The organism is Nostoc sp. CCY0012 (genome assembly GCF_963920855.1).
Classification (GTDB): domain Bacteria; phylum Cyanobacteriota; class Cyanobacteriia; order Cyanobacteriales; family Nostocaceae; genus Cyanocohniella.
Genome location: NZ_CAWUDM010000049.1, coordinates 1 through 23,094 on the forward strand (window position 1 = coordinate 1; position 23,094 = coordinate 23,094).

Below are 23,094 nucleotides of genomic sequence, written 5' to 3' on the forward strand. Positions count from 1 at the left end.
ACATAGTTCTTGCCTGAGAAGCTACCACCCTTAAGCTCTCAAAGTCAACACCCTACATCCCCACCCTTCATCTGGATTATCTGGATTTCTATCGATATAGATAACTTGCCAGTTTTTCCTTGCCATGAACCCAAAAAGTAACAGAGTCTTTTTAAGTTTGACAATTTCCTCCAAAGGGCGATCGCTATCCCCAATTAATCTAAGATTTATTTTTTGTGGGTCAGTATTGATGGTTTATTGTAATCTGGCAGTATGGGCTTCACTACCACTAATATTGCTAAAGGTTTTCAGCTTCACTCCCCGCAAAATTACTAAACCTGCCATGAGTCCTCAGTTATATATTTAGTTTAGTTGTGATGTCTTAAATGGTAAACTAGTCTTATAGCTGAGTCGGGATGAGGTGGGGCTAAAATATCGCCAGAAAATCTTCATTCCATAATAAGTATGGAACAGTTGAATTGCACATAAGATTCATGAGCTAATGCTACTACTGTCCGTGCCACAGCTTGACAAAGAACTTTCTCTCATAAGCATATCAAAATAACTGATTAATTCTCCATTTACAGACGCTCAGGGAGAAAAATTTTTCAGATGTTAATACTATTTGATGATTAGCAGATGACGACAGAAGAAAAACTTTTGAATGGGTCAATCTTTACTTTACGTTTCTATTAATTAGGCTGGTTTGACTACTGGCTAACTACTAGCCAATATAACGCGATGACAAGGGTTGTAGGCTATTTTGTTATCAATAAGCCTAGTTTAATGATAATGATTAAGCTATTTTCAAATATTTTGTAACCAATTGTATTATCAACACCTACAGAATAATTTTTGAGCAGATTTTTGAATTACTTTTGCAGCATGAATGTATTATTATATTCTCAATAATTTTGAGTTTAATGACAGTGGTAATTTGAGAAATAATGGCTAAAACCCAGTCTGCATATATATTAAACAGCAATTTTCGCTCTTTTTTGATGTGCAAATTAGCAGACATTTTGCACTGAATTGTCATATTTTGGCAACTATTAAGCTGGCTAGAGACAACTATAGGCAGGCTAAAAAGGTGTGCAAGTAAGTGTCATTATGCAAAACAGCAGACATATTGCACCAGAATCACTAATTTAGATACAAAATGTCTGCTAAATGTAATATGGTATTTAATTTGACAAATTTTGTACTGAAAAAGTCTTTAAAATCTATGTTGTTAGTGGAGATTGTAGTAAGATTTTTTAGATTTACAAATGTAATTTCAATCGAGAATTATAATATTATTTTTTCTCATCCTGAATTGAGGAAAGGAAGTAGTCTAGCATCGCCATGTTGAGGACAGATTCTCGTCCGTCTTTAGTGCTTCGGCGGGAGATTAAAATGGAGAAAGTGCCGAGATATTGAATTGACTACATATATATAGTTGTCAACCTTCAGCCTGATAAAATCAGGAGCAACAAATTTGAGTCGTTAATGAATCCAGGGGCAAGCTATGCAGGTAAAAAGTGAGGTCACAATAAAATTTAGCGGCGAACTACCAACAGCCACACCAGCAGCGAATAAGAAAGTTGAGGTGTCGCTGACTGACCAGAACGAAGTAGTTTTCACCGCTTTGATAAATGCAAAAAGTTGGCGCAAGGCGGAAACCAATGCGAACGAGTTTGCAGATTGGGCTGGGGCTATATCGGGGAAGCTTGGTCAACGAACAGAAAACGGCTTTGAGATAGTTGATGCAGGAATCCAACTTTTTGAAAAAAAACCGAAGGAAGTTAAACCAGAGGTGGCGGCGGCTGATGAAGCAGGCGTTTCTTCATGACTACATACGAAAAAACCCTACTCCTTCACTGCGCTCGTGTTTGGTGTGGGGTTGTTGGGGGCTTCCCAGGTTTAGTTTGAGTTTTGGGTTGTAAATTGATCGGGCTTTGGACTTTGCAGCATTGGCTAGTATTCTAGTTAGACACTCATGGTAGTAACAGGGGATGAGGTATGGGAGAAGCTAAACGCAGAAAACAGCTTTTGGGTGATGTCTACGGTTCAGGAGTTAATTTAGAAAAATGCCCCATACCTTCAGAAATTAGCCTTGGGTATGTCAGTGATGAAGCATTGGCAACCACAAAATGTCAACTGCATAGGATGCCTGATGATTTTAAATCCACCTTTTTCATCGCCTTGACAAAAGCTCAAACTATAGTTGAGCCAGGAATTATTTTCTCTGAAGCTCTAAAGTTTTCCGGTGGGGTCGGTGTCGAAGTTACATTCCGCTCCGACATTGAAACTTTTATCAAATCCCGGTGTAATACTCCAATTCTGGGCTTACGCCTGATACAAAAGCTCAAAAGTATAGACTACAATACTCATCGAGTAATAGCTCTCCTTGGTGGCTCTGATACTCCCATGCTCCCGATTAATGTTTATTCTGTTCACCAAATTGAAACTCTGCTTAAGTACCTCAATGAAGACAGATAAACGCAACTTTAGTGGCAAGAAATAGGAAAACCGCCTTCTTCAGATGAAAAATCGTTGACAGATGTTCAAAGATACAGGGGCGGCGCGAACAATATAATTTCTAACTCAGTCAATACCTTATGGCTGAGTTAGAAGCACTTTCAACTGCCAATTACACAAATTCCTAATTATGTGTAATGCCCCTGATTGTTACTTTCAGGCTAAAAATTCCGAGATAAGTCACTTTTATTCTTTTTGTGTAGTTACTTAACAAGAATTTGGAATTAAGTTATATCAATTAATTCAAAATGTATCCTTTTACCTACGGCCTTGGCTGCACGGTCAATAGTGTCTAAGGTAACGGATGTGTTATTTGGGTCTAACAACCGATCTAGAGAGGATCTGCTTGTTCCCATCTTTTGAGCCATTGCTGCCTTATTCAAATTTCTTTTATTCATGGCTTCGCTAATTTGCCATGCAATGACTCGTTTTGTAGCAATCAAGTTAATTTCTTCAAGAGTCCCTTCTTCTTCCAAAAGGTCATCAAGAGATGAACCAATGTGAGGATTTTTTTTCATCCTTGTGCCTCCAAATTTCCCTTGCGTTTTAATGCTATATTTAATTCCTTTGTTGGTGTTTTTTGCGTCTTTTTGATAAATCCATGTAGAAGTATCATTTCGCCCCCAAAGAAGCAAAACAAAACACGAGCAATCCGTCCGTTAGGTAAATCCGTTCTGACTTCAAACAAACCATTACCTATTGGACGGCATGTAGGCATCCCGATTGGCCATCCAAACTCAACTGTCTTGATATCAGCACCAATTAATTTTCGTTCTTGTTTATCTAGTTCCTTTAACCACTCACGAACTGGTTCTGTACCATTTTCATTTTGATAAAATCGTGCGGGGACTCGTTTTTGGTTTTGTTCTTCGGTCATCTATACCAAATTTCTGAAAATACTTAACACTTCAAAGCAAAGATATGTGCTTTTACAGAGTGAAGCACAATCAGATTTATTTGATATTACTCCTAATGTACCTTTTTTGGTACGAAATGTCTAGAGTAATAACTTTGTGTAAAAGAATACTTTGATATTTTCAGTAATTAATTTCTAGACTTGAAGTGATGAAATCAGCAAATAACATAGATTATTTCATATCAAATTCAGCAACCAGCCGCGACCGGGCAAGAACAGTTAACAGCACTGGCGACTGTAATTGTTGACATATATAGCTTTGAAGCCAGTAGGGACTACCATTACTTAATTTTTGCTTACTGCTGCTAAATTCAATAAACAAGGTTCTAAGCACACAAAACCTCACTGTCGATATGTGTAGATACTCAAATAGTGATCGGATGATGTTAGACGTGGTATTGGTTGCAAAATGACAAATAAGTAATTACCATTTTTTAGCGATTGAATGGCCAAACTAACAATCTCAAAATTCAAAAACCAAGACTCTGAAGAATTGAAAGGGATAGCTATAGATAACTTCATGCCTACAGATAATGGGTAGGAATCAAGTATTTTCGATATCTCTACCGTTTTCAGAACATCTAGATATTTTTTACCATCTAAATCCGGGTAGCCTTGGTTAATAATTTCATCAAGTACCCTGATTTGGTATTTTCCAGAACTAAGTAATGAAATGTCGATTGTGTTGTGTGGTCTAAGTATTTTGGGTGCTGGAGGTGGTGATGGTAGTGGTGGCGGTAGTCTGTTTTGGGCAAAAAACTCCTCAGCATCCCACAAAGAATCGAAATCAGCAACTTTTTGAAAAATTTTGTAGCAGCCCCTATCAAATCGGACTTCGTATCCTTTCTCTGCTGCAATTTTTTTGAGTTTGGCTAGGGTTAATCTATTCATGTTCAATCGTACTCATTAAGCCAGTTTTTGCTGCCGTCCCGACATTGCCAACGTTGTTTACCCTGTGCTAGTCCATTCTTTTTTACATTCTCGCTTTTTGTAAAGCGACTTTCTTATTTGGACAAAGCCGTATATTCAATACTGTTTGCTATGATTCAAACAATTATTGATCTGCTTCACTACTAAGTATGTAAGTATTGTGACATTCTAGACAGTTATCAGTAGCAATAGCTTAAGCTAAACTAACTCTAGTTGCTTCATCAGTGAACGCTGTGTCCCTTAAGATTATTTCTTTTTTTAATCAAGCTGGTGGAACTGGTAAAACCACCCTAACGCAGAATTTGGGTTATCAGTTGGCTCAACGGAGACATCGAGTTTTGCTAGTGGATATTGATCCTCAAGCATCACTGACTGCTTTCATGGGTTTAGAACCGTTCGAGTTGAAGCAAACCATAGCTGATTCGTTATTAAAAGATGCTCCATTACCGCTCCACAAGAATTTACACGATGTAGACTTAGTTCCTAGCAACATTCTTTTAAGTGCCATTGAGGTACAACTTCATTCCGTAATAGCTCGTGAATGGAGACTAAAGCAAACATTATTAACTGTGCAAGACAGTTATGACTTTGTACTGATTGATTGCCCCCCCACATTGGGAATTTTCAGTATTTTGAGCTTGGTAGCTTCTACTCATGTACTTGTACCAATTCAAACCCACTTTAAAGCTTTTTTAGGTGTAGAACTACTACTAGATTCTATTCGCCAAGTAAGAGAACGTATTAATCCTGGTCTGGCGATTGCTGGGGTAGTGCCTATGATGCACGAAAGCCGTACTAGCCAAGGGAAAGTTATTCTTGATGGCATCAATGAACAACTGAGTCCTATAGCTCCAATTTTTCCAGCTATTCCTAGAACAATTAGCTTTGCTGATGCTTCGATGGCAAGACAGCCACTGGCGGTTTATGATCCAAAACACCCATCTGTGCAAATCCTTGAAGCCATTGCTCAGAAACTGGAGGAAGTTTAATGCCAACAAGAAAATCTAATCGAGTAGCACCAAAGCTCAATACCGTTGATGCCTACCTTAGTAGCTCTTCTAACTCATCATCTACTACAGCCCCAATTGAAAAGATTCGATTACCGCTCAAACAACCACGTCGCTACTTCGACCCGGAGAAGTTGGCCCAATTAGTGCAGTCAGTCAGAGAACATGGCATTTTGGAACCCGTGCTGGTTCGTCCACTGCATGATGGGGAGTATGAGCTGGTAGCTGGTGAACGACGGTTACGGGCTGCGCGTGAGGTTGGATTAGTTGAAATACCGATTGTCTCTCATGATTTAGATGACAAACAAGCTCTCCAAGTAGCTTTAATGGAGAACTTACAACGGGAAGACCTTAATCCAGTGGAAGAAACTGAGGCAGTGCTAGAAATTTTGTCGTTTTCGTTAGAAATAGAACCGAGTGAAGTTGTATCCATCTTGCACCAGTCTTTCAACGCTAAACAAAGAGGTATTGAATTGAATCAGAACGTTCTGATTCAACTTGAACAGATTGAAACAGTATTGTCTCAAGTAGGACGGTTCAATGCTGGAACATTCCGCTCTAGCAGACTTCCTTTGCTAAATCTTCCTGAAGATATCCTTTCGGTGTTGAGGCGCGGCGAGATTGAGTACACTAAAGCCCAAGTAATTGCACGAATAAAGTCAGAACAGCAACGTTCTGAATTACTGAAGATAGCTATTGCTGAAAATTTATCTTTGAGCGAAATCAAGACGAAAATCAAAGAACTGACACCTGAAACAGAAACAACACAAGATAAAGTTTTAGCTAAAAGATTAGTTGAGATTAGCAAGCGACTACAAAAAAATAAAGGAGTGAATGTTCAGAAGAATAGAACGCGGATATTGAAACTTCTGGATGAGTTAGAAAAACTCACATCAGAAATCTAGGCTGATCTGGCGTTGCTCCCTGCTAGACATTAGTTCTGGATCTGAGCAAGAGTCAGAAGAACCACAAGACTGAATTTCCAGATTATTCGCGAGTTTGCATCGCGAATAATTTGGATTCTTTTATTTTTGCAAAATTGGGATGCTCCCGTGGACGGACTCATTTACTCTCACAGGTACTGTCCGGTGTACACGGTAAAAAGCGGATAGTGCATAAAACATTTTGACTGTCGTATGCAGTGAGTGAGGGAATTCACAACCCAGAACATACACTCAATAGTTAGTCACAAGTAACACTTAAAAGGAGTTTTCATGTTGCTCTCAAAATACTTCATGGCTTTCACCACCATTGCTGCGTCTTTTGCCATTTCTAGTCCTGTTTTAGCCAATGACCGGGATGTTTTAGCCACAACTATCCCCGCTAGTGCCTGCCGCCCGCAAAATAACGTTGATGATGCAAAAGTTGCGCTCTCGAATGGGGCTTATGTTTTCACTGGATCTGCTACTGGAACAGTAATCTTTTACTGTCCACTGCCAATTAACGCCAATACAGTCTCCGATATGACAAACGACAACGATATCTCAGCATACCGGGTCTATTATCGAGATACTGACGGAATTGGAACTGGGTCTGAGATCACTACGCGCCTCGTCTATCGCGACGCCGCTGGCTTGAATGGAGTAGGCAGCACATGGAGTTCTAATGTATTTAACAACGCAAATAATAGAACTCAGTTTGTCAATCTCAACCATGATGTAGGCTCAAACAGACTTTACTCATTCTTGGTAACTATGCAGAGAACTAACACCTCACAGAACCCGGCATTTAGCGGTATCGACTTTGCCTTTCCAGCCATACCATAAACTGCGAGTGTGAACGCCTATCGCTCAAGAAGTATCGTCAAGTTCGCCTTTGTATAGCCGAGGGGAAAAAATGGTCGCGCTTGAGCAAATGTCCCATTTTCGGTGATTGGGGCGACTACAGTCAGGGGTTTTTTGTATGTCCCCTCGAAAAGGGGGAATAGCAAAAACGAGGTTTGGCATGATTACCTTCAAATCCTTGTAAGCTTTGCTTTTCTCCCCAACGTGTCTCAGAAACTATGCTTTTTGAGACATACCTAAATCATGTCTCTTTTTAGGGTAGCCGCCGAGGTATGTGCAAAATGGGACACGTTGTAAAGTTTTGTAACGCAGATGCTTGAAAAACCTTGATTTTACGTTATTTCAATACCGAATTGAGCGTATCCTCTCTTGCGAAGACATTCCCTAAAAAGGTCATTAACGGGCAAGTTTGAGGGACTGAATAGCGCAAAGAGTTAATTTTAGTGTGCAAAAATTTGAATGCCTTCATACCATGTTTGGGCAAGTTGGTAAATTACTAAAGGACGTTTCATAACATTTGTTTACAAGGATGTCCCATTTTGCACATACCTCGGCGGCTACCCTTAACCGTGAACAGTCTTACAAACGTAGTCTCCGTCAAAAAATGAAACGCACTGCTATGGATAACAATTATATGCTTCGGTTTCTCAGTTGTTGTTTTCTTGACTCTACATTAGATTCTTCTAATTCCTTATGTCAAGCCTAATTGAGATGCTCTAACCCTGGGTTTCAAACCAGTGTTCTTGGAAGAATTTATTCTTTACAATTCCCTTAATTAGTATTATTCAAACGGGGTTTACAACAATTAATCAGTGGTTGATTAGCTATTTCTTTTAACCCAACTGAATGGAGTAAAGTTGTCCACTTTGCTAGTAAATTCTCATTTTGGGGATTGGTAAGACGTAATTCTGCCAAACTCATGATCGCATCGTACCAAACTCCATTGGTGGCATAAAGCGTAACTTGTTGTAGAGGTGTTGCTTGTTGGAGTTGTTCTGTTAATTGAGAATTTTGGTGAATTCTTTGCACCCAACCATTTACATAATCTAGTTTCAGAGGTTGTTTTGGATCACATTGCACCCGTACCTTAAAAAACCAGTGATACATTTTTCCTATTTGTAATAAAGAGACTTCATTTACAGGTAAATGAATGCTAATAATTCCTGGTGATTCTGGTGGTGTTATATCTGTACGATATATCGTTTTACTGTTGTTATTGGTTTGTTCTTGCAAAACAAACTCTATGTTGTCAATAGATGAGGCATTGTAAGGAACAAAAAAGAAGAAGTAAGGACGTTCAGTGTTTGTTAAACCCCAAACTTTAGTGATAGGAACAACCTCTTGCTTACCTTGATTAAGAGTTTGTTGATAGGTCGGTACAAGAGCTGTTACTGTCTGATTACCTGCGTCGCACCCACGACTAGCAGCCCCACTTCTAGAACCAGCTGCACTTCTGTCGGGTGGTGGTGGTGGTGGGATAAATTTGACTGAGGTTGAAAGGGGATTAACTGGTAAAGCCTGAAGTTTAAGAGGATAGGAGATGTAACTAATTAATATTACCCCTAAGACTAGGGTTAATTGTAGATTTCGCTTATGGTTTTTCATAGTTATTTTTATATTCAAAGCTAGGAAAAAGGTTCTGAATTTTTATGCTTGGTTGATCCGCTTCATCACTGCTACTAAGATGACAGCACTGCCTCCTAAAGCGATCGCCGCAGGTACGACGAAAGGAACCCAACAACTGTATAATGAAGAATATTTAGGATTTATTGTTTTTGTCAAGCCTTAGAGAACAAGGCGTTAATACATCAACACATCCTTATAAATTGGTGAAGGTATTGAACAAGTTAAGCGGCTTGCAGCTCCACTTCTAGAATCAGCTGCACTTCGGTCTGGTGGTGGCGGTGGTGGAATAAATTTAACTAAGGCAAGTCCCTTCTTAACCAGTAACGTATTGAGTTGAAGAGGGTAGAATATGTTACTGGTTAACGCTATCCCCAAGGCTATAGTTAATTGAAAGTTTTTCATAATTCTTTGTCAAGCAAAAAGATATTTTTATAATTTTTTGATAGGCTTGATCACTGCTACTAAGATAACAGCACTACCTCCTAAAGCGATCGCCGCAGGTATTAAGGGACTCCAACAACTATATAGTATTAATAATATCAGGCAAATACCGTATAAACTCAGAAATGCCAAACCCACTGCCCAGCCTAAATAAATGGGTCTTCGCAGATAAGTAGCAAGTACCCCCCCTGTGACAGCCCAACCCCAAATCCAAATCACTTCGCCCCAGACATTCCAAGTCCATAACAGAGGTCGCCCATCCAAAGCCGCACTCAACAACTGACTCACCATCTGTGCTTGTAAACAAACTCCTGCTATTTCCTGCGGCTTACCTTGTGAGGAAGCGTAGGGAGTCAATGAATAATCACGAAAGCTTTCGGCTGTTGTGCCAATTAAAACTATTCGGTCTTTGACTGCATCAGCTTGTAGTTGACCAGTCAGTGCTTGTTGTAAGGTCATGCGGGGTGCGATCGCTTCTAAGTTAGGAAAGGAGCGATAATTAAGTAATATTTGGTGTCCTAACGCGTCAACACCTTGGTAGCCCCCGGTATGGGCTTCAATGGGTTGAAATTTTAGCTTACCTAGTTGCCATGCTTCATCAGGCGTATATTGTAACTTAATGCCTTCAGCATATAAATAACGTAGAGCTAACTGCACATTTAAAGCATAAGGTGCAGTACAGGGAGAGGAAGGAGGAGGAGTTAATGCTAACAGATGACGGCGGACTACACGATCTTCATCGATGACAATATCACTAAAACCGAGAGCATCAGGAGCAACTTCTGGTGGTGGTTTGATACCTGGTTTGCCAGTTTGAGGGTTACTTACTTGACATACTGCCACAAAGCGATCGCTTGTTTGCATACGTTTTGCTAACTTTGGATAAGCTGGCTGTACAGCATAATCTCGGTATATGTCCAACCCAATTACTCGTGGTTGATACATCTCCAATTTTGCTAATAACTGATCCAAAGCCTCATCTGATAAAGACCCCCGCCTATTGGAAGATTGAGCTTGTACATCTTCTTCTGTAATTTCAATTACTAGTATGCGTGAATCTGGCTTTTCCTGGGGACGCAGACGGAGCAGGTGATCAAACGCCATTAACTCCCATGATTGCAGTACACCAAAGTACCGCACTCCCATTAACAATGCTGTTGTGACTATGCTAGTAAGCATGACAGCAGATAAAGCTTGTCGCAGGTTGAAACCTGCCCTAGTTGGGTTTTTGGGTACGGTTGTTATTTGTTGATTATTTTGGTTCAGGTATAATTCTCGCCACAGTAGAGGCATCGTAGCTGGATTTTGATAAATCACAGGTAACCAAGTAGCACAGGGAAATTGAGTTTCTAGTCCTTGTAAGCGTTCCCGCGCTTCTCTGACTGCTATGTATAAAGATTCACCACGAGCAAAGGCTTCTAAAAAATACTTCAGGAATGCTTGCGCCACCCTATCAGGAACAGGTTCTCGCATGACGATGATTTGAGGTATCTGCAAATCTGCAAACTCTCGCGCCAAACCCAAACCATCACAGGAATTAAAAATTGCCAGATGTAAACCTCTTTCTACTGCTTTCCGCAAGGCATACTTTAATTGATTAATTGTCAAGCTTTCTGTTTGATTAATATAAATTCTGCCAGCATCACCGCTTCCTTCAGTAGCACTATGTCCGGCGAAGAACAAAATCTGCCAGTCTTGTTCCCATAGCTGGTCAGTGAAGTCTTTACTTGATGGCTCTACCAAAAAGGTAGTATTGGTATGAGGCAATTCTTTCAAAACCTGACTGTCTGTTTGGATATCAATTCCCTGACTATTACCCAAAATTGCTAAAACCTTTACCTGCGATTGAGGTAGTGACTTGCGTTTTACTTGTTCATAATTCGGCGCACTTAGAGCGATTTCAGCTTTGGGATAGCGTTCGAGCAAATCCCACAAATGCCAAGGCAGTTTTTGTAATCTCAGATCATTTGTTTGTAGTAGTACGCGGATATGATCTTCTGGTACCAGCTTTTCCAGCCATTTTTCGCGAATAGGGCGAAAAGTAGGGGATGATAGCCAGGTATTTAGGTGAAATCTCAAATTAATAGCAGCTTGTTCACAATCTTCTAAGGAAGAGATTTGTGATGATTGCTTGGGGATGCCAATGGGTCGACCAGGAAATTTGAGATTACAGTAGATAGACTGCCATTTATGGTAAAAAAGGGGAATTTCTGGGTTTGGTGGTAGTTCGCCAGTAATTTCTACAATTGGTCTGACATTCTCATCACCAATTTGCAGTGTGACAGGAAATCCCACCTCAAAACTTCCTGTGCCTAACTTTAATATCACTAACTTGCCCAATGTTAGTACCCCAAATATGGCAATGTAACTTACTTTAGTACGAAAGGTTACACTACTTTGTACGACTGTTGTCAGGGTATATGCAGTAAATTAGGAAATTGTTGAAATAGTTTGTAAAAAATTGAGTCTCACCGCATGAAGAATTCCCTTTTTACTTAGGAGCAAGTACTACTAGATATAGACAAACCATGAGGGGTAGTATTCGGTACTTGAGCTACTAGAGATACATTACCGTTTTCATCGATAATCCATCCTTGCGCCTCGACTATTTTTGGCGGGGGAGATGGTAGACTTTCATTGATTACATTACTATTTTGATCAGCATCGACTGCATCTAATGTTATCCATCGTCCTGTGGATACCTCACTTTGAAACGGTTCTAAGGGACTGCGAGCAATTCCTCCCCGTCCTATAACGGTGAAAGAACTACGTCTAGCAGAACTTCCGGGGTTACAACTAGAAACAATTTGTTGTGACGCATTTGTGAAATTTTCAGGCAACTCTACCAAACCGCGACTAGGATCTATATCAGGTGTATCAATTGTAACTGTACCCGTTAAGCCAAATTGGGAACTAGCATCAATGTCGTTGGTATTATTTGGTGGTAGTGATGGGCGTTGTTCCAGATTAAAAATACTTCGAGCATTGATGTTGATATTGCCACCTTGCCCTTGAAAAGCATTAGCCACAATATCATTATTTTGATTAGGGGTGGCGACGATAAAACCATCAGGTGCATCAATCGTGATGTTACCACCGTCTCCACCAGCCCCATCAATACCTGCGGTAGTCGAGATTTGACTATTGCGGCGTAATAACAACAGCTCGTCAATTTGGAGGATAATATTTCCGCCCTGACCTGATGTAGTTGTGGCTGAGAGAACCGCTTGATTTTCTAATGACAAGTTGCGAGTTGTCACTTCTAAATTACCAGCATCTCCTCCTCCCTGATTGCTTACGCCAATTTCGGCTCCATTTCGCAACGTTAACTTCTGGGTTTCAATCCTCAATTTTCCCGCAATACCGATATCTTGGGAGCTAGTAAACAAACCGCTAGGAAACTGCTGGCCCGACTGATCTCGAAAAAACTGTCCATCGGGAACCTGTGGAACTGTACCAACTAGTTCAACTGAATCAGTAGCGTTGATAAAAACATTTCCACCTTGTCCGCTACTAAAAGTCCCAGCCCCTAATTGCGCTCCTTCTTGGACAATTAATCGAGCCGTATCAATTGTAATTTCGCCTCCGTCGCCCTCACCGCGAGTAGTAGCAAATACAATGCTGGGATTGCCATTATCAGCAGTGCCAGTTAATTGGATCTCAGAGGCTCGAATATTAATATTTCCACCATCACCATCAGCAAAAGTAGTAGCTGAAATTTGCGCTCCATTTTCTACTATGAGCCTTCCTGTGATGACCGACACAGTGCCGCCTTTACCATTACTAATCCGACTAGTAGCAAATAAGCCACTAGTACGTATCGAATCACTAAGTTGAGCAATTCCTCTTGCTTCTACTGACTCGGAAGCATTAATTAAGACGTTTCCTGCCTGACCTTGACCAAAAGTAGTGGAGCTAATTTGTGCCCCATCTTGGAGAATCAGCCTTTTAGTTTTGACCTCGACACTGCCACCTTCACCAGTACCTAAAGTACCGGCAAACAAACCGCTTGGAATACCTGTTTGAGTAACTCCCTGTGCTTCTACTGTTTCAGTTGTATTAACTAAAACGTCTCCACCCTCTCCAAGATTAAAAGTAGCAGCGCTAATCTGTGCCCCTTCTCGTACAACCAGTTTTCCTGTGTTGACCTCTACAGTACCGCCCTTACCAGTACTAAAACTGATAGCAAATAGACCACTGGACAAGTTACCACTTTGAGCGATTCCCTTCGCCTCAACTAACTGTGAGGCATTCACAGTAACCTTTCCCCCGTTACCTTGGCTAAAAGTACTAGATGATACTTGCGCCCCGTCGCGGAGAAATAACTTACCTGTATTAATCACCACGTTACCGGCAGTTCCTGCACCCGTTGTCTCGGTCAATAAACCGCTGGGTTGGCCACTTGGGCTTGTGCGGCTTGCTTCTATGGACTCTGAAGCTCCGATGGTTACAGTTTCTCCAATTTCCTTGTCCTGAGTGAGAGACACAATAAACGAACCATCATGTAGTACCACTCGCCGTCCCTGTATATTAATCTTGCCACCTCTCGAACCACTAGTATCTATGGCAGAGGCTTGAGAAAGGCGGATATCTTGAAAGCTCTGTATGCCTTCATCACTCAATACCCAGCCTGGGTTTGTTGGAGTAAGAGTCAGCAAGCTCTCTCCCTGCACACTCCACAATTCAACTTGCCCTGATTCTGCACTTAAGCTTCCCCCTTCCAGCACTACCTCACCGCCAGCCAGAGCCAAAGTTTGCCCTTGTTCCACTGCGAGACCACCAGTTTTAATAACTTCAAGCACCTCACCAGTCTCATCAAAACTCAGTTCGTTCCCCTTCCCCTGCACAAGAATCTTACCTGCGTCTTGTCCGTACTGTAAGCCAATGGGAACATTGAGCGTTAGCAAAGGAGGAGCAGAGGGGTTAGTAGTGCTAAATTCTATACCATCAGTAAATTTGATGCTCCTGGCGGTACTTCCTAAAAAGGAACCACGTAGGTCGAGTTTGGCATTAGAACCAAAAATAATACCATTAGGGTTGAGTAAAAAAAGATTAGCTACACCGTTGACTCCAAGTATACCGAGAATATGAGAGGGGTCAGTTCCGGTAACTCGGCTGAGAATGTTTTCAATTCCGGGAGGATTACTAAAAAATACTCTCTGTCCATCCGCAACATTGAATTCCCGAAAACTGTGAAATAGGTTGGTTCCCCGCCTAGCTCCGCCATCTATCTGGTCAGCAGGAAGGTTGCCCACACTAACATTGGGTGTCAGAATAGAAGTCTCAGTGGTTAAGGTTTCATCTGGACTGATCTGGCTTCTCGCATAATCTTTAGAGAAAACACATACCTCAATCAAGGCTAAAAAACTAGCTAATCCTAATCTCCAGCACCAATGTCGCACGCTTAAAGCCATAATTTACTTTTTATAAATAAAAATAGCAATCCTCTTATATGTTGAGATGATGTAGTGCGGGCTTGTTGCCCGCGCTGGTTATATGCTTTGACTTTAAGAAATTTCACTTATTTCTTAAAGGATCGCTGTGAAGATTATAGTTATCTTCCAGGCCACTGTGGAGCAAAGCTTGAAACTGGTGGTGGTGGTGGTGGTGGTGGTGGTGGAGTTACTAAGCCACCTATCCCACCATTGATTTGTTCTTGCTCACTAAGAGTAAGTTCAGTGAACAAGTCGATATCCTTGAGATGGTTCTGTTTGTCTTTCATCTTGACCTTTTTTTTTGTTTCTTCAGTGTTTTACTAGCAGATGCAGTTTGCGTAATAATTAGCCGCTTATAGCACTGACAATTTAGTGAAAACGCTTACATTTAATTCTTCAACTTCAGTAGAAACTTTTACGGAATTTTGAATTTTTTTTAAAATAATTTACTTTATCAAGTATTAAATCACAAACAACCATATTTCTGCATAAGGTTTTTGATCTCTTAATGAAAAAAAATATAGGGCGCTAAAATTTTAGCTACTTACTCAGGTTCGTTAGGGAGTGGTAAATATGTAGTGAAAACGGAGATGTCTAGTCTTTAATTGAACACAATATTACCAGTCTGCGATTAACCTAGCTTTTCTGAGCAGGAATTTCAGGACTGTTTCTTCGCGGGAAATAATATCAGTTCTTCCCTGCATTCCTGGTTGAATAGTACATTGATGGTTGTTTCTACCAAATGAAAAGCTTTCTGGGACAATCGATACCTCGTAAACAGAACTCGCGCCGCCTTGTATAGGATTAGACTGATTCTGTTGAGATTTAATCGTATCTTCAGAAATTTGGTTGACAACACCTTTAAGAGTCCCATAGTCGGGATAGGGACAGGCAGAAACCCGCATCTGTACTTTTTGACCTTTTGCCAACTTATTCACATCATCAGGGGAGACGGCGGCTTTGATGACTAAAGGAGCATTGCTAGGGACAATTTGAGCAATTTCCTCACCCTGACGCACAGATTGACCGGGGTTTCGCAGGTTGAGTTGAGAGATAATCCCGTCTTCGGTGACTGTAATTTTGGTTTGGCTGAGGTCGCTTTCTACTTGTTGTAGTTCGCTGGTGTCACGCTGGATTTGATTTTTTATTTGAATCCTCTGCTGAAACAAAGCTTCCCATTCTCGGTTGAGGGTGGCGAGGGTGGCTTGACCGCTAGCACTTTCTTGGGCAATAGTTTGTTTAGCGATCGCAACTTCAGCATCACTAGGATTAAGTGCAGCTTGCACTCGTTGCAGTCTTGCTTGGACTGCGGCTACAGCCTGTTGATGCTGGGCAATAATTTGTTGTTGTGCTTCTACAGAAGCTTGTCGCACCTCAACCGCTTGTTGTTGTTGGGCAACATCTAACTGCACTTCTTCTAATTGATTCAAAGACAAAGCTCCCGCTTCAACTACCTTTTGATAGCGATCGCGTTTGGCTTGAGCTGCTTTCAACGCCGCCTCTGTTGACTGGAGGTTAGCACGAGCAGAACGCAACTCTACCTGTGCTTGAGATAATTCATTTTGCGCTCTTTTTAAGTTCGCCTGGACTTCTTCTACTTCCGATTTCACAGTAATTTGCTGATCTCGATGATGGCGTTGGGCGCGATTGAGTGAGGCTTGAGCCGAAGTAACCGCACGGTTTTTTCGCTCTGTTTCTGCTTGAATTTGATGATTCAGCGCTTTAACTTGGGCATCGATTTGCAGTAGTTGCAGTTGTGTCTGCTGGATGTTACTTTGTAGTTGACTTTTTTGAGTTTGCAGGCGGGAATCATCGATAGTGGCTAGCACGTCTCCCTTTTTCACTACCTGATTTTCTTTAGAAAAGATGTTTGTTATCTGTCCTTCCGTCGCTGCTTGCACAAGCCGCAATTCTCCTGTGGGACGGATACTCGCTTGCCCTTTAACGGTTACTTTATATTCAATAATAGAAGATAGTGCGATCGCTACCCCAACAGCACCGACGAGTACCAGACCGCCTAATCTCGCCCAATTACCAATCGGTGGGAGAAATTCATTGCTTTCAACTAGGGGTAGAGAGTCGGCGTTAATATGGTTAACCATGACAGTTTTCTTAGTAGAGATTAGCGAATGCTGCTTGGAGAGATTGCATTTGGATGACAGTTGCAAGAATTTTTGCTCAAATATAAATCAACCCCGTCGAGAAAGTCTAAATGTTCCCCAGCTTGATGACACAGAACCTCTGGTGAACCTTGAATTTTTAATTTCCCTTGTTCCAGCATGACAATCCAATCAGCTTGCTGGATAACTTTGGGACGGTGGCTAATCAAAATCGTGGTTTGACCTTGGCGGTGAGTTAACAACCGGGTTAATACTTCGGCTTCACTAACCGGGTCGAGTGCGCCAGTAGATTCATCTAAAATTAGCACAGGTGGGTTATTGACAATTGCTCTGGCGATCGCTAATCTCTGCCGTTGTCCACCAGAAAGATTTGCACCAAATTCTCCTAAGACCGTTTGATATTTGTCGGGGAGGTTGCTGATAAACTCGTCAGCCCCAGCAATCTGGCAAGCTTGCACAATCTGTTCAAAGCTAATATTAGGCGAACCTAAACGGAAGTTTTCCATAATCGACCGACTCCAAAAGTGCGCGTCTTGCGGAACTAGAACCACTTGTTGGCGGAAGCAATCTAAAGCCAGGTCGTCTAGGTTATAAATGCCAAAGCGAATATTGCCAGACTGGAGTTGATATAAACCTGCAATCAATTTAGCTAGGGTACTTTTACCACAGCCAGATTTGCCAATGAGGGCAATTACCTGACCGCCAGGAATAGTTAGAGAGAAATCTTCCAGCAGTTCCACTCTGCCTGGATGATGGAAGTTAAGATTGGTACAGGTAATATCTGCGTTGCTAGAAATTTTTACCCAAGGCTTTTGCTGATTATCTAAAGTTTCTGGGGTCGCGTCAATGACTTCCGTAAGCCGTTGGGTAGCAGTTTTCGCACGTGTAAATTCATCAACAAAGTCGATAGTAGTTTGAATAAAGCTGGTAAAGTTGCCATTCATGCTATTAAATGCCAGAAGCATCCCAATAGATAATTCCTGCCGAATTACTAAGGTGCTGCCGAACCAGATCAAGGCAATACTACCGATGTTAGAGATTAAATTTGAGAAGACACCGTTAACAATGCCAATTTGAATAGTACGGAAGGTAACGTTAGCTAGGCGACTAAATCGACCTTGGAATTCTTCCCAGAATTGTGGAGCAGCAGTAGTAGTTTTTAAGGTAATAGCACCTTTGAAAGTTTCCACCAAAACACCTTGATTTTCGGCTGATAAGACCAAAACGCTGCGAATTTTTTGTTGTAAGGTGGGCAAGAAAACTACTGTGGAGAGCGTCATTAAAAGAGCGATCGCACCAGCCAAAACTGTGAGTTTTATACTGTAAAACAGCATGAAGCCTAAAGAAACCAGGGCAATAAAAAGCTGGCTGGGCAGACTCACAACAGCTTGAGAAATTAACTGATTAATTTGTTGAATATCTTCAAGACGACTGACAATTTCGCCACTGCGACGGGATTCATAATAACTTAAAGGTAGGCGGAGGATTTGCCGTCCAAATTCAAAAATTAGTCCTAGTTGCAGACGTTGAGCAAAGTGAGCGACAAGATTTGATTGTGCTAGTCGTAGGCTGCTGCTGACTAGGTGCATAACGATAACACCAATAGCAACACTAGTCAGAAGTTGGGTATCTCCCCGCACTAGCACATCATCGGTGAGAATTTGCAATAGGAAGGGAGAAGCGAGGGAAAGTAGACCTAAAACCGAGTTGAGCAACAAAGTTTGACCCAGAATGCCACGATAAGGGGCAACACGCCGCACAAAGCGACCAAAACCGCCAATTTTCTCTTGTTCATCTTCCTGAGTAAAAAAGCGGACTGGATCTGGTTCTAATAGGAGCATAACCCCATTTGTCCATGCTTCTAGAAGCAACTTTTTTTCTAGATAACGGATACCTGCACCTGGATCAGCAACGACGTATTTATTGCCCTGTTTACCGTACAAAACTACCCAGTGATAACCTTTCCAGTGGATAATCGCTGGTAAGGGAAGGGTTTTTTCGTTGAAAGTCTCCAAAGTGACTTTTACTGCTCGTGTATTGAAACCAAGGGCTTCTGCTCCTTGTTTCAATCCTAATAAGGTGCTTCCTTGCTGTCCTGTACCTACAACTTCCCGACAGCGACTAATGCTAAAGGTTTTGCCATAATGTTTGCTAACAGAAGCTAAACAAGCTGCTCCGCAGTCTACTTCACTATACTGTTGAATAAGCTGGTATTTCATGTCATATCTCAGATCGAAATTGCATTTTCTGCTGCTTGCTTTACTAGGCTGTTAAGCTTGGGAGGCTCTAGCACCAACACAGAAGGCACACGATCTGGTTCTGCTAACCGCAGTAATTGATAGCCGATACCTGCCAGTCCAGTCATTAATCCAGGAGTTTCGACTTCCAAGGGAACTCCACAAAGACAACCATCTTTATCGATGCTTTCGAGGATAATAGCAGCAAAACGGTCAACATGAGTTTTCCACTGAGGATCATCAAGAGTTTGGCTAGCTTGTAAAAGCAGTTCCAGATTACCCAGGTCGCCATGACATAGTGAATGGTTATAGCCAAATCCCTTAGCTAGAGTGGTTTTGAGAGCTGTGTTAGTTTCTGCTAGTATTTCATCTGTAAAATCAAGATGTGGCAGACTACGCAAGCGCGATAAACCAATTCCTGGGGCACCATGACACCAAGCGATCACACAATTAGGCTGGGTGCTTTTATTTTTTAAGACTACATCAGTAAAACTACGTAAATCAAGCCAGTTATGGACTTGAGGACAGAAGAGACTTCGTTCATAGGCAATAGCTTCAAGTGCTGTTTTGCGAAAACGTTCTTCACCTGTTAGTGCAGATAGCTCTAGTAGTGACCAAGCTATACCAGCAACACCATGAGAGAAACCTGATAAGGGGGTTGTTGTTATTCCTTTGGCAACCCAACCAACACCCTGTTCCATATTTTGCGCTTTAGTAAGGAGATGGTTGCCACACTGAATGGCAGCAGCCAGAACGCATGGTGATGGTTGACAGTGATATAAAGTAAGTAAGCTAACTATACAGCCGGCAGAACCACCTATAATATCTAGTTGCTCATCTTGCTCAATCAGCGTTGGTATTAAGTTAACTAAACTTTCTGCTTGTATGAGTAGCTCTGTTTGATTCCACAGAACACCCAGATGTGTCAGAGCGTAAATTACTCCTCCCCATCCACCAAAACCACCTATTGACTTAATAGAGGATTTATTTCGTTCCACATACTGGAGTAACCTTGTCAGTGCAGCATGAGCTAAGGAAGTATAGCGTTGCTCTTGAGTAATAGCACCGAGATAAGCTAAAAATAAAATTATCCCTGGCAGCCCATCATATAAGTCCATTCCCAGCGATGTCAGAGACCAATGACGTTCATTGACCAAAGTTAAACCAAGCCAGGTAGCATCATTCTGACCTTTTAGTGCTAATATTTCTAAACGCTCACCAATAGCTTGAGCAGTTGCCAGCAGTTGCTTAGAATCGACTATGCTCTTTGGTTCAGACAACCGATGAGTTGACCATTGTACTTGCTCCGAAGCCATAGCTAATGTTGCTAGTGAGGCACGAATAAACCAAAGTTGTTGCTCTAAATCTTGATCGCTCAAATGCTGCAAGTGATGACGCACTAGGTCTAGGCCTGATTGATTGAAGAAATTGCTAATCTGCTCATTGCTACTACTCCATAAATCGCGGGAGCTAGGGCGTGTTGTAAATAGGGGAATGCTACCCTTTTGTAAGTCTTCTCGTTCAGCAGAAATCACTTGAGCGAGAAAAGGCCTATGTTTAACATCAACCCAAAGGTGGTCAAGCAAGCGGTCACGATCAAGTGCATTACGTAGCAGATCGGGGTGAAAGCTCTCATCTAGCACCAAACCATACGTCTGGGTGGAACGGAGCAATACGCGCACCTCATCTTCAGCAAAGCGCATTAAGAGTCCATTTTCTGATAGCAATTCATCTCGATGTTCCTGAAGTAAGCGATAGATATCAGTAAATCCAGAAGTGATATCGTGGGTATATTCCAACACATTAACTGGTTTACCGTTAAGAGTCGGCTGATTTTTTGCTCCTGACATTTCAATCCGATCTCGCACCACACGCATTTCATCTGTACCTTTTCCTTCTAAATGTGAAATACGATGTGGGCTAAGTTGACCTTCTGTGGAACCTAAACCACTGAAATCAGCACCTTCATACTCACCATCTGCCCACATACGGATAGGAAGTAACCCAGTCTGTAAAACAGAGCGATCAAAACTACGAGCAGTGCTAACCTCTGTTGGGGATATGTTAAATTTGCCAATCTCTGGATGGAATAAACATTCCAAATCAACTAATATAGGCTGATCACCTGCTGCAATTAAGTTTTCAAAATGAAAATCAGTTCCTTCTAGGGCATACAATAGAGCTAAGTAGCCACCCTGACGCTGATAAAAATTTTGGATTTCTTCTGAAGATGAACAACTATGGGCTATGACAAATTCAACCCAACCATAGCTACCTCTATCAATAATTTTCAGTGTTCGGAATGAAGTGCTATTACTTCGTTGATTTATCCAAGCTAGAAGTTCTTGAAAATGCTGATCAATAGCCAATGACCTTGGTTTATAGACAACTCGAAAGCCTGAACTAAATCTTGCTATTAGAACAGAACGACCACCTCGATGACTATCGCCAACATCTCCTTCTATTGCTACAAGATGCCCTGGATCACTCTGAGGATGAAATTTAGTGCAGATATCTGCCCAGTCTGCACATAAGTGTTGAAGGAATTCCAAACTAAACTTAACCCATTGATCAATACAAATTGTGATATGACGGGCTAAAACTGGATATTCTTGTAGTAAATCCAAAGCCGTTTGGCGATTCCATAAGTATTGTAAAAAACTACGGAATCGATCCTCTGGAGTATTGCCTTTTAAAATGCCTTGTAGGCGAGCTACATGAAGCTCTAAAATCATCGTACGGTTCATTATCCAAAGTAGCTGCCGTGGCGTATTAGTAAAAAGAATATTTGCTATTGTGTTGGGGTCAAAAGGTAAATCAGAGAAATTTTGCAGCAGTTTAGAAACTCCTTCATATAGCCTATCAAATCCCTGGCTAATTAATGGCTCTACAACATATAAAAAACCTGTTGCCTCTGTACCTGGTTGTAAATTTGAGGGAGGCACTACATAAATATTGGAGGAAGTTGAGCGTGAGAAGGCTTGTTCCAACTCTGTTAACCAAGTGGGGGGGTTAGAGAAACGATTTTGTACATTTTCAACTGGTTCACCAAGGAGGTATTTAAATTCCTCTTCAGTCATTCCATCTATTGCTAAACGTTGAGCGAAATAAATATCATTTGTGAACGGAGACTGTGACTTCCAAACCTGCACACGTTTTTCAGCAAGATTAGTATTAATATCCTTGTTTAGCGGCTTACTTTTAGCAGTGTGTAATGATGTAAGACGCTCAGTTAATGTAGTAGCTTGATACCAAGTAGAAACATGGAAATTAGATTGGTTCATGGTAGTTTTATTGAAAGTTATAAAATGACAAAAAACATTAGCTACTTGGTAAAGTAGCAATAATCCATAAAAATCTACTTTGAATTTTAAAAAAAATGTATCTGTGTTTCAAAAACCAAATATAGAATTCCTATTTTATTATTGAACAAATTTTGACTTCTAATCTTTATAAAACAAGCTTTTGAGTCTCAGAATACGTTCAAAATTCAAGTCGAATTCCTATAACATTCATATGAAAAAATTGGATAATGAAAAATTTAAAAAAGAGGAGAATAATTAGCCTATAACATTCTAAATATTGCCTAAAAATCACAAAAAAAATGGGTATTTAAGGCTTAATTCATGACTTTAAGTAATAGACTCGAATCTTTTTTATTCTCCTCTTAAACCACTATGTAAACTCTTACTAGAAAATTAGTAACCTATAAGAGAACATTCAAGGCTATTCTTAGATCGTTTTGATTGTTGGCAAAGCCTGAAATGGTGATATCTGTGCTTCATCTTGAGACTTTGCTACAATAGTGTAGCAACTATTTCTCCGGCAAGTGCATCTAGGACCATTAGAGAACTCAGTAGCAAAAGCATCTACGAGAGCAGCACCACCACCCAACACTTCCATTTCTTTATCTGAAAGCTCAACTATCCCGGCGGGATTTTCAGGCAATTGGGAACGCTGTTCTTCACTCAGGCTGTTGCGATAGTCTTCATCTTTCCATGCACGAACAATGTCAATATTAGACATGATTTTTCTCCTTTGATGTTTGGTAATTATTTTTAGAAATAGACCTTAGCTTTCAGGAATAATCCTGTGCGTT

The 23,094-nt window shown here is 41.1% G+C and carries 16 protein-coding genes and 1 pseudogene; 6 read left to right on the forward strand and 11 right to left on the reverse strand.

Annotated features, from left to right (window positions below; genetic code table 11):
* Positions 1-1,486 precede the first annotated feature (1,486 nt).
* Together ACM0OS_RS15635 and ACM0OS_RS15640 are read left to right on the forward strand one after the other, a co-directional pair.
* Entirely contained in the window at positions 1,487-1,810 is a 324-nt protein-coding gene (locus ACM0OS_RS15635; protein ID WP_414544112.1) for a hypothetical protein, read from the forward strand.
* A gap of 170 nt (positions 1,811-1,980) precedes the next feature.
* On the forward strand, positions 1,981-2,460 hold the full coding sequence (locus ACM0OS_RS15640; RefSeq protein ID WP_414544113.1) for a hypothetical protein: 480 nt from the start codon (positions 1,981-1,983) through the stop codon (positions 2,458-2,460).
* A 263-nt stretch (positions 2,461-2,723) separates the two neighbouring features.
* On the opposite strand, the gene ACM0OS_RS15645 is transcribed toward ACM0OS_RS15640, so the two are convergent.
* The 3 genes from ACM0OS_RS15645 to ACM0OS_RS15655 all read right to left on the reverse strand — a co-directional run bounded on the left by ACM0OS_RS15645 (position 2,724) and on the right by ACM0OS_RS15655 (position 4,306).
* Positions 2,724-3,017 (reverse strand): helix-turn-helix domain-containing protein, encoded by a 294-nt coding sequence (locus tag ACM0OS_RS15645; RefSeq protein ID WP_414544114.1) that lies wholly within the window; start codon positions 3,015-3,017, stop codon positions 2,724-2,726.
* Positions 3,014-3,376, reverse strand: coding sequence for a type II toxin-antitoxin system RelE/ParE family toxin (locus ACM0OS_RS15650; RefSeq protein WP_414544115.1), 363 nt, complete (start codon positions 3,374-3,376; stop codon positions 3,014-3,016). The genes ACM0OS_RS15645 and ACM0OS_RS15650 overlap by 4 nt, the downstream gene beginning before the upstream one ends.
* 381 nt (positions 3,377-3,757) lie before the next feature.
* Positions 3,758-4,306, reverse strand: a complete 549-nt coding sequence (locus ACM0OS_RS15655; RefSeq protein WP_414544116.1) for a hypothetical protein — start codon at positions 4,304-4,306, stop codon at positions 3,758-3,760.
* Positions 4,307-4,578: 272 nt separating this feature from the next.
* On the opposite strand from ACM0OS_RS15655, the gene ACM0OS_RS15660 reads away from it, so the two are divergent.
* From ACM0OS_RS15660 to ACM0OS_RS15675, 4 genes and pseudogenes are all read left to right on the forward strand, one after another.
* Positions 4,579-5,334 (forward strand): ParA family protein, encoded by a 756-nt coding sequence (locus tag ACM0OS_RS15660; protein ID WP_414544117.1) that lies wholly within the window; start codon positions 4,579-4,581, stop codon positions 5,332-5,334.
* Positions 5,334-6,257 carry a ParB/RepB/Spo0J family partition protein gene (locus tag ACM0OS_RS15665; RefSeq protein WP_414544118.1) on the forward strand — a complete coding sequence of 308 codons (924 nt, stop codon included), beginning with the start codon at positions 5,334-5,336 and terminating at the stop codon, positions 6,255-6,257. Before ACM0OS_RS15660 ends, ACM0OS_RS15665 begins: the two co-directional genes overlap by 1 nt.
* A 309-nt stretch (positions 6,258-6,566) precedes the next feature.
* Positions 6,567-7,118, forward strand: coding sequence for a hypothetical protein (locus ACM0OS_RS15670; RefSeq protein ID WP_414544119.1), 552 nt, complete (start codon positions 6,567-6,569; stop codon positions 7,116-7,118).
* A gap of 580 nt (positions 7,119-7,698) precedes the next feature.
* Positions 7,699-7,842, forward strand: a pseudogene (locus ACM0OS_RS15675) (ISAs1 family transposase); the annotation flags it as partial.
* Positions 7,843-7,907: 65 nt separating this feature from the next.
* Here ACM0OS_RS15675 and ACM0OS_RS15680 read toward each other — a convergent pair.
* The 8 genes from ACM0OS_RS15680 to ACM0OS_RS15715 all read right to left on the reverse strand — a co-directional run bounded on the left by ACM0OS_RS15680 (position 7,908) and on the right by ACM0OS_RS15715 (position 23,021).
* Positions 7,908-8,741, reverse strand: a complete 834-nt coding sequence (locus tag ACM0OS_RS15680; protein WP_414544120.1) for a DUF928 domain-containing protein — start codon at positions 8,739-8,741, stop codon at positions 7,908-7,910.
* Positions 8,742-9,191: 450 nt separating this feature from the next.
* A complete protein-coding gene (locus tag ACM0OS_RS15685) occupies positions 9,192-11,543 on the reverse strand; it encodes a CHASE2 domain-containing protein (protein WP_414544121.1) in 2,352 nt (783 codons plus the stop codon).
* A 155-nt stretch (positions 11,544-11,698) separates the two neighbouring features.
* Positions 11,699-14,617: a filamentous hemagglutinin N-terminal domain-containing protein gene (locus ACM0OS_RS15690; RefSeq protein WP_414544122.1), complete on the reverse strand. Its 2,919-nt coding sequence runs from the start codon at positions 14,615-14,617 to the stop codon at positions 11,699-11,701.
* Positions 14,618-14,757: 140 nt separating this feature from the next.
* Positions 14,758-14,925 (reverse strand): hypothetical protein, encoded by a 168-nt coding sequence (locus ACM0OS_RS15695; protein ID WP_414544123.1) that lies wholly within the window; start codon positions 14,923-14,925, stop codon positions 14,758-14,760.
* Between the two features lie 330 nt (positions 14,926-15,255).
* Complete coding sequence (locus ACM0OS_RS15700; RefSeq protein WP_414544124.1) at positions 15,256-16,740, reverse strand: HlyD family efflux transporter periplasmic adaptor subunit; 1,485 nt, start codon at positions 16,738-16,740, stop codon at positions 15,256-15,258.
* Between the two features lie 20 nt (positions 16,741-16,760).
* Positions 16,761-18,977: a peptidase domain-containing ABC transporter gene (locus tag ACM0OS_RS15705; RefSeq protein WP_414544125.1), complete on the reverse strand. Its 2,217-nt coding sequence runs from the start codon at positions 18,975-18,977 to the stop codon at positions 16,761-16,763.
* An 8-nt stretch (positions 18,978-18,985) separates the two neighbouring features.
* The gene (locus ACM0OS_RS15710; protein WP_414544126.1) at positions 18,986-22,279 is read right to left on the reverse strand and encodes a type 2 lanthipeptide synthetase LanM family protein; all 3,294 of its coding nucleotides are present in this window, start codon (positions 22,277-22,279) and stop codon (positions 18,986-18,988) included.
* Positions 22,280-22,727: 448 nt separating this feature from the next.
* Positions 22,728-23,021 (reverse strand): mersacidin/lichenicidin family type 2 lantibiotic, encoded by a 294-nt coding sequence (locus tag ACM0OS_RS15715; protein ID WP_414544127.1) that lies wholly within the window; start codon positions 23,019-23,021, stop codon positions 22,728-22,730.
* Between the last annotated feature and the right edge of the window lie 73 nt (positions 23,022-23,094).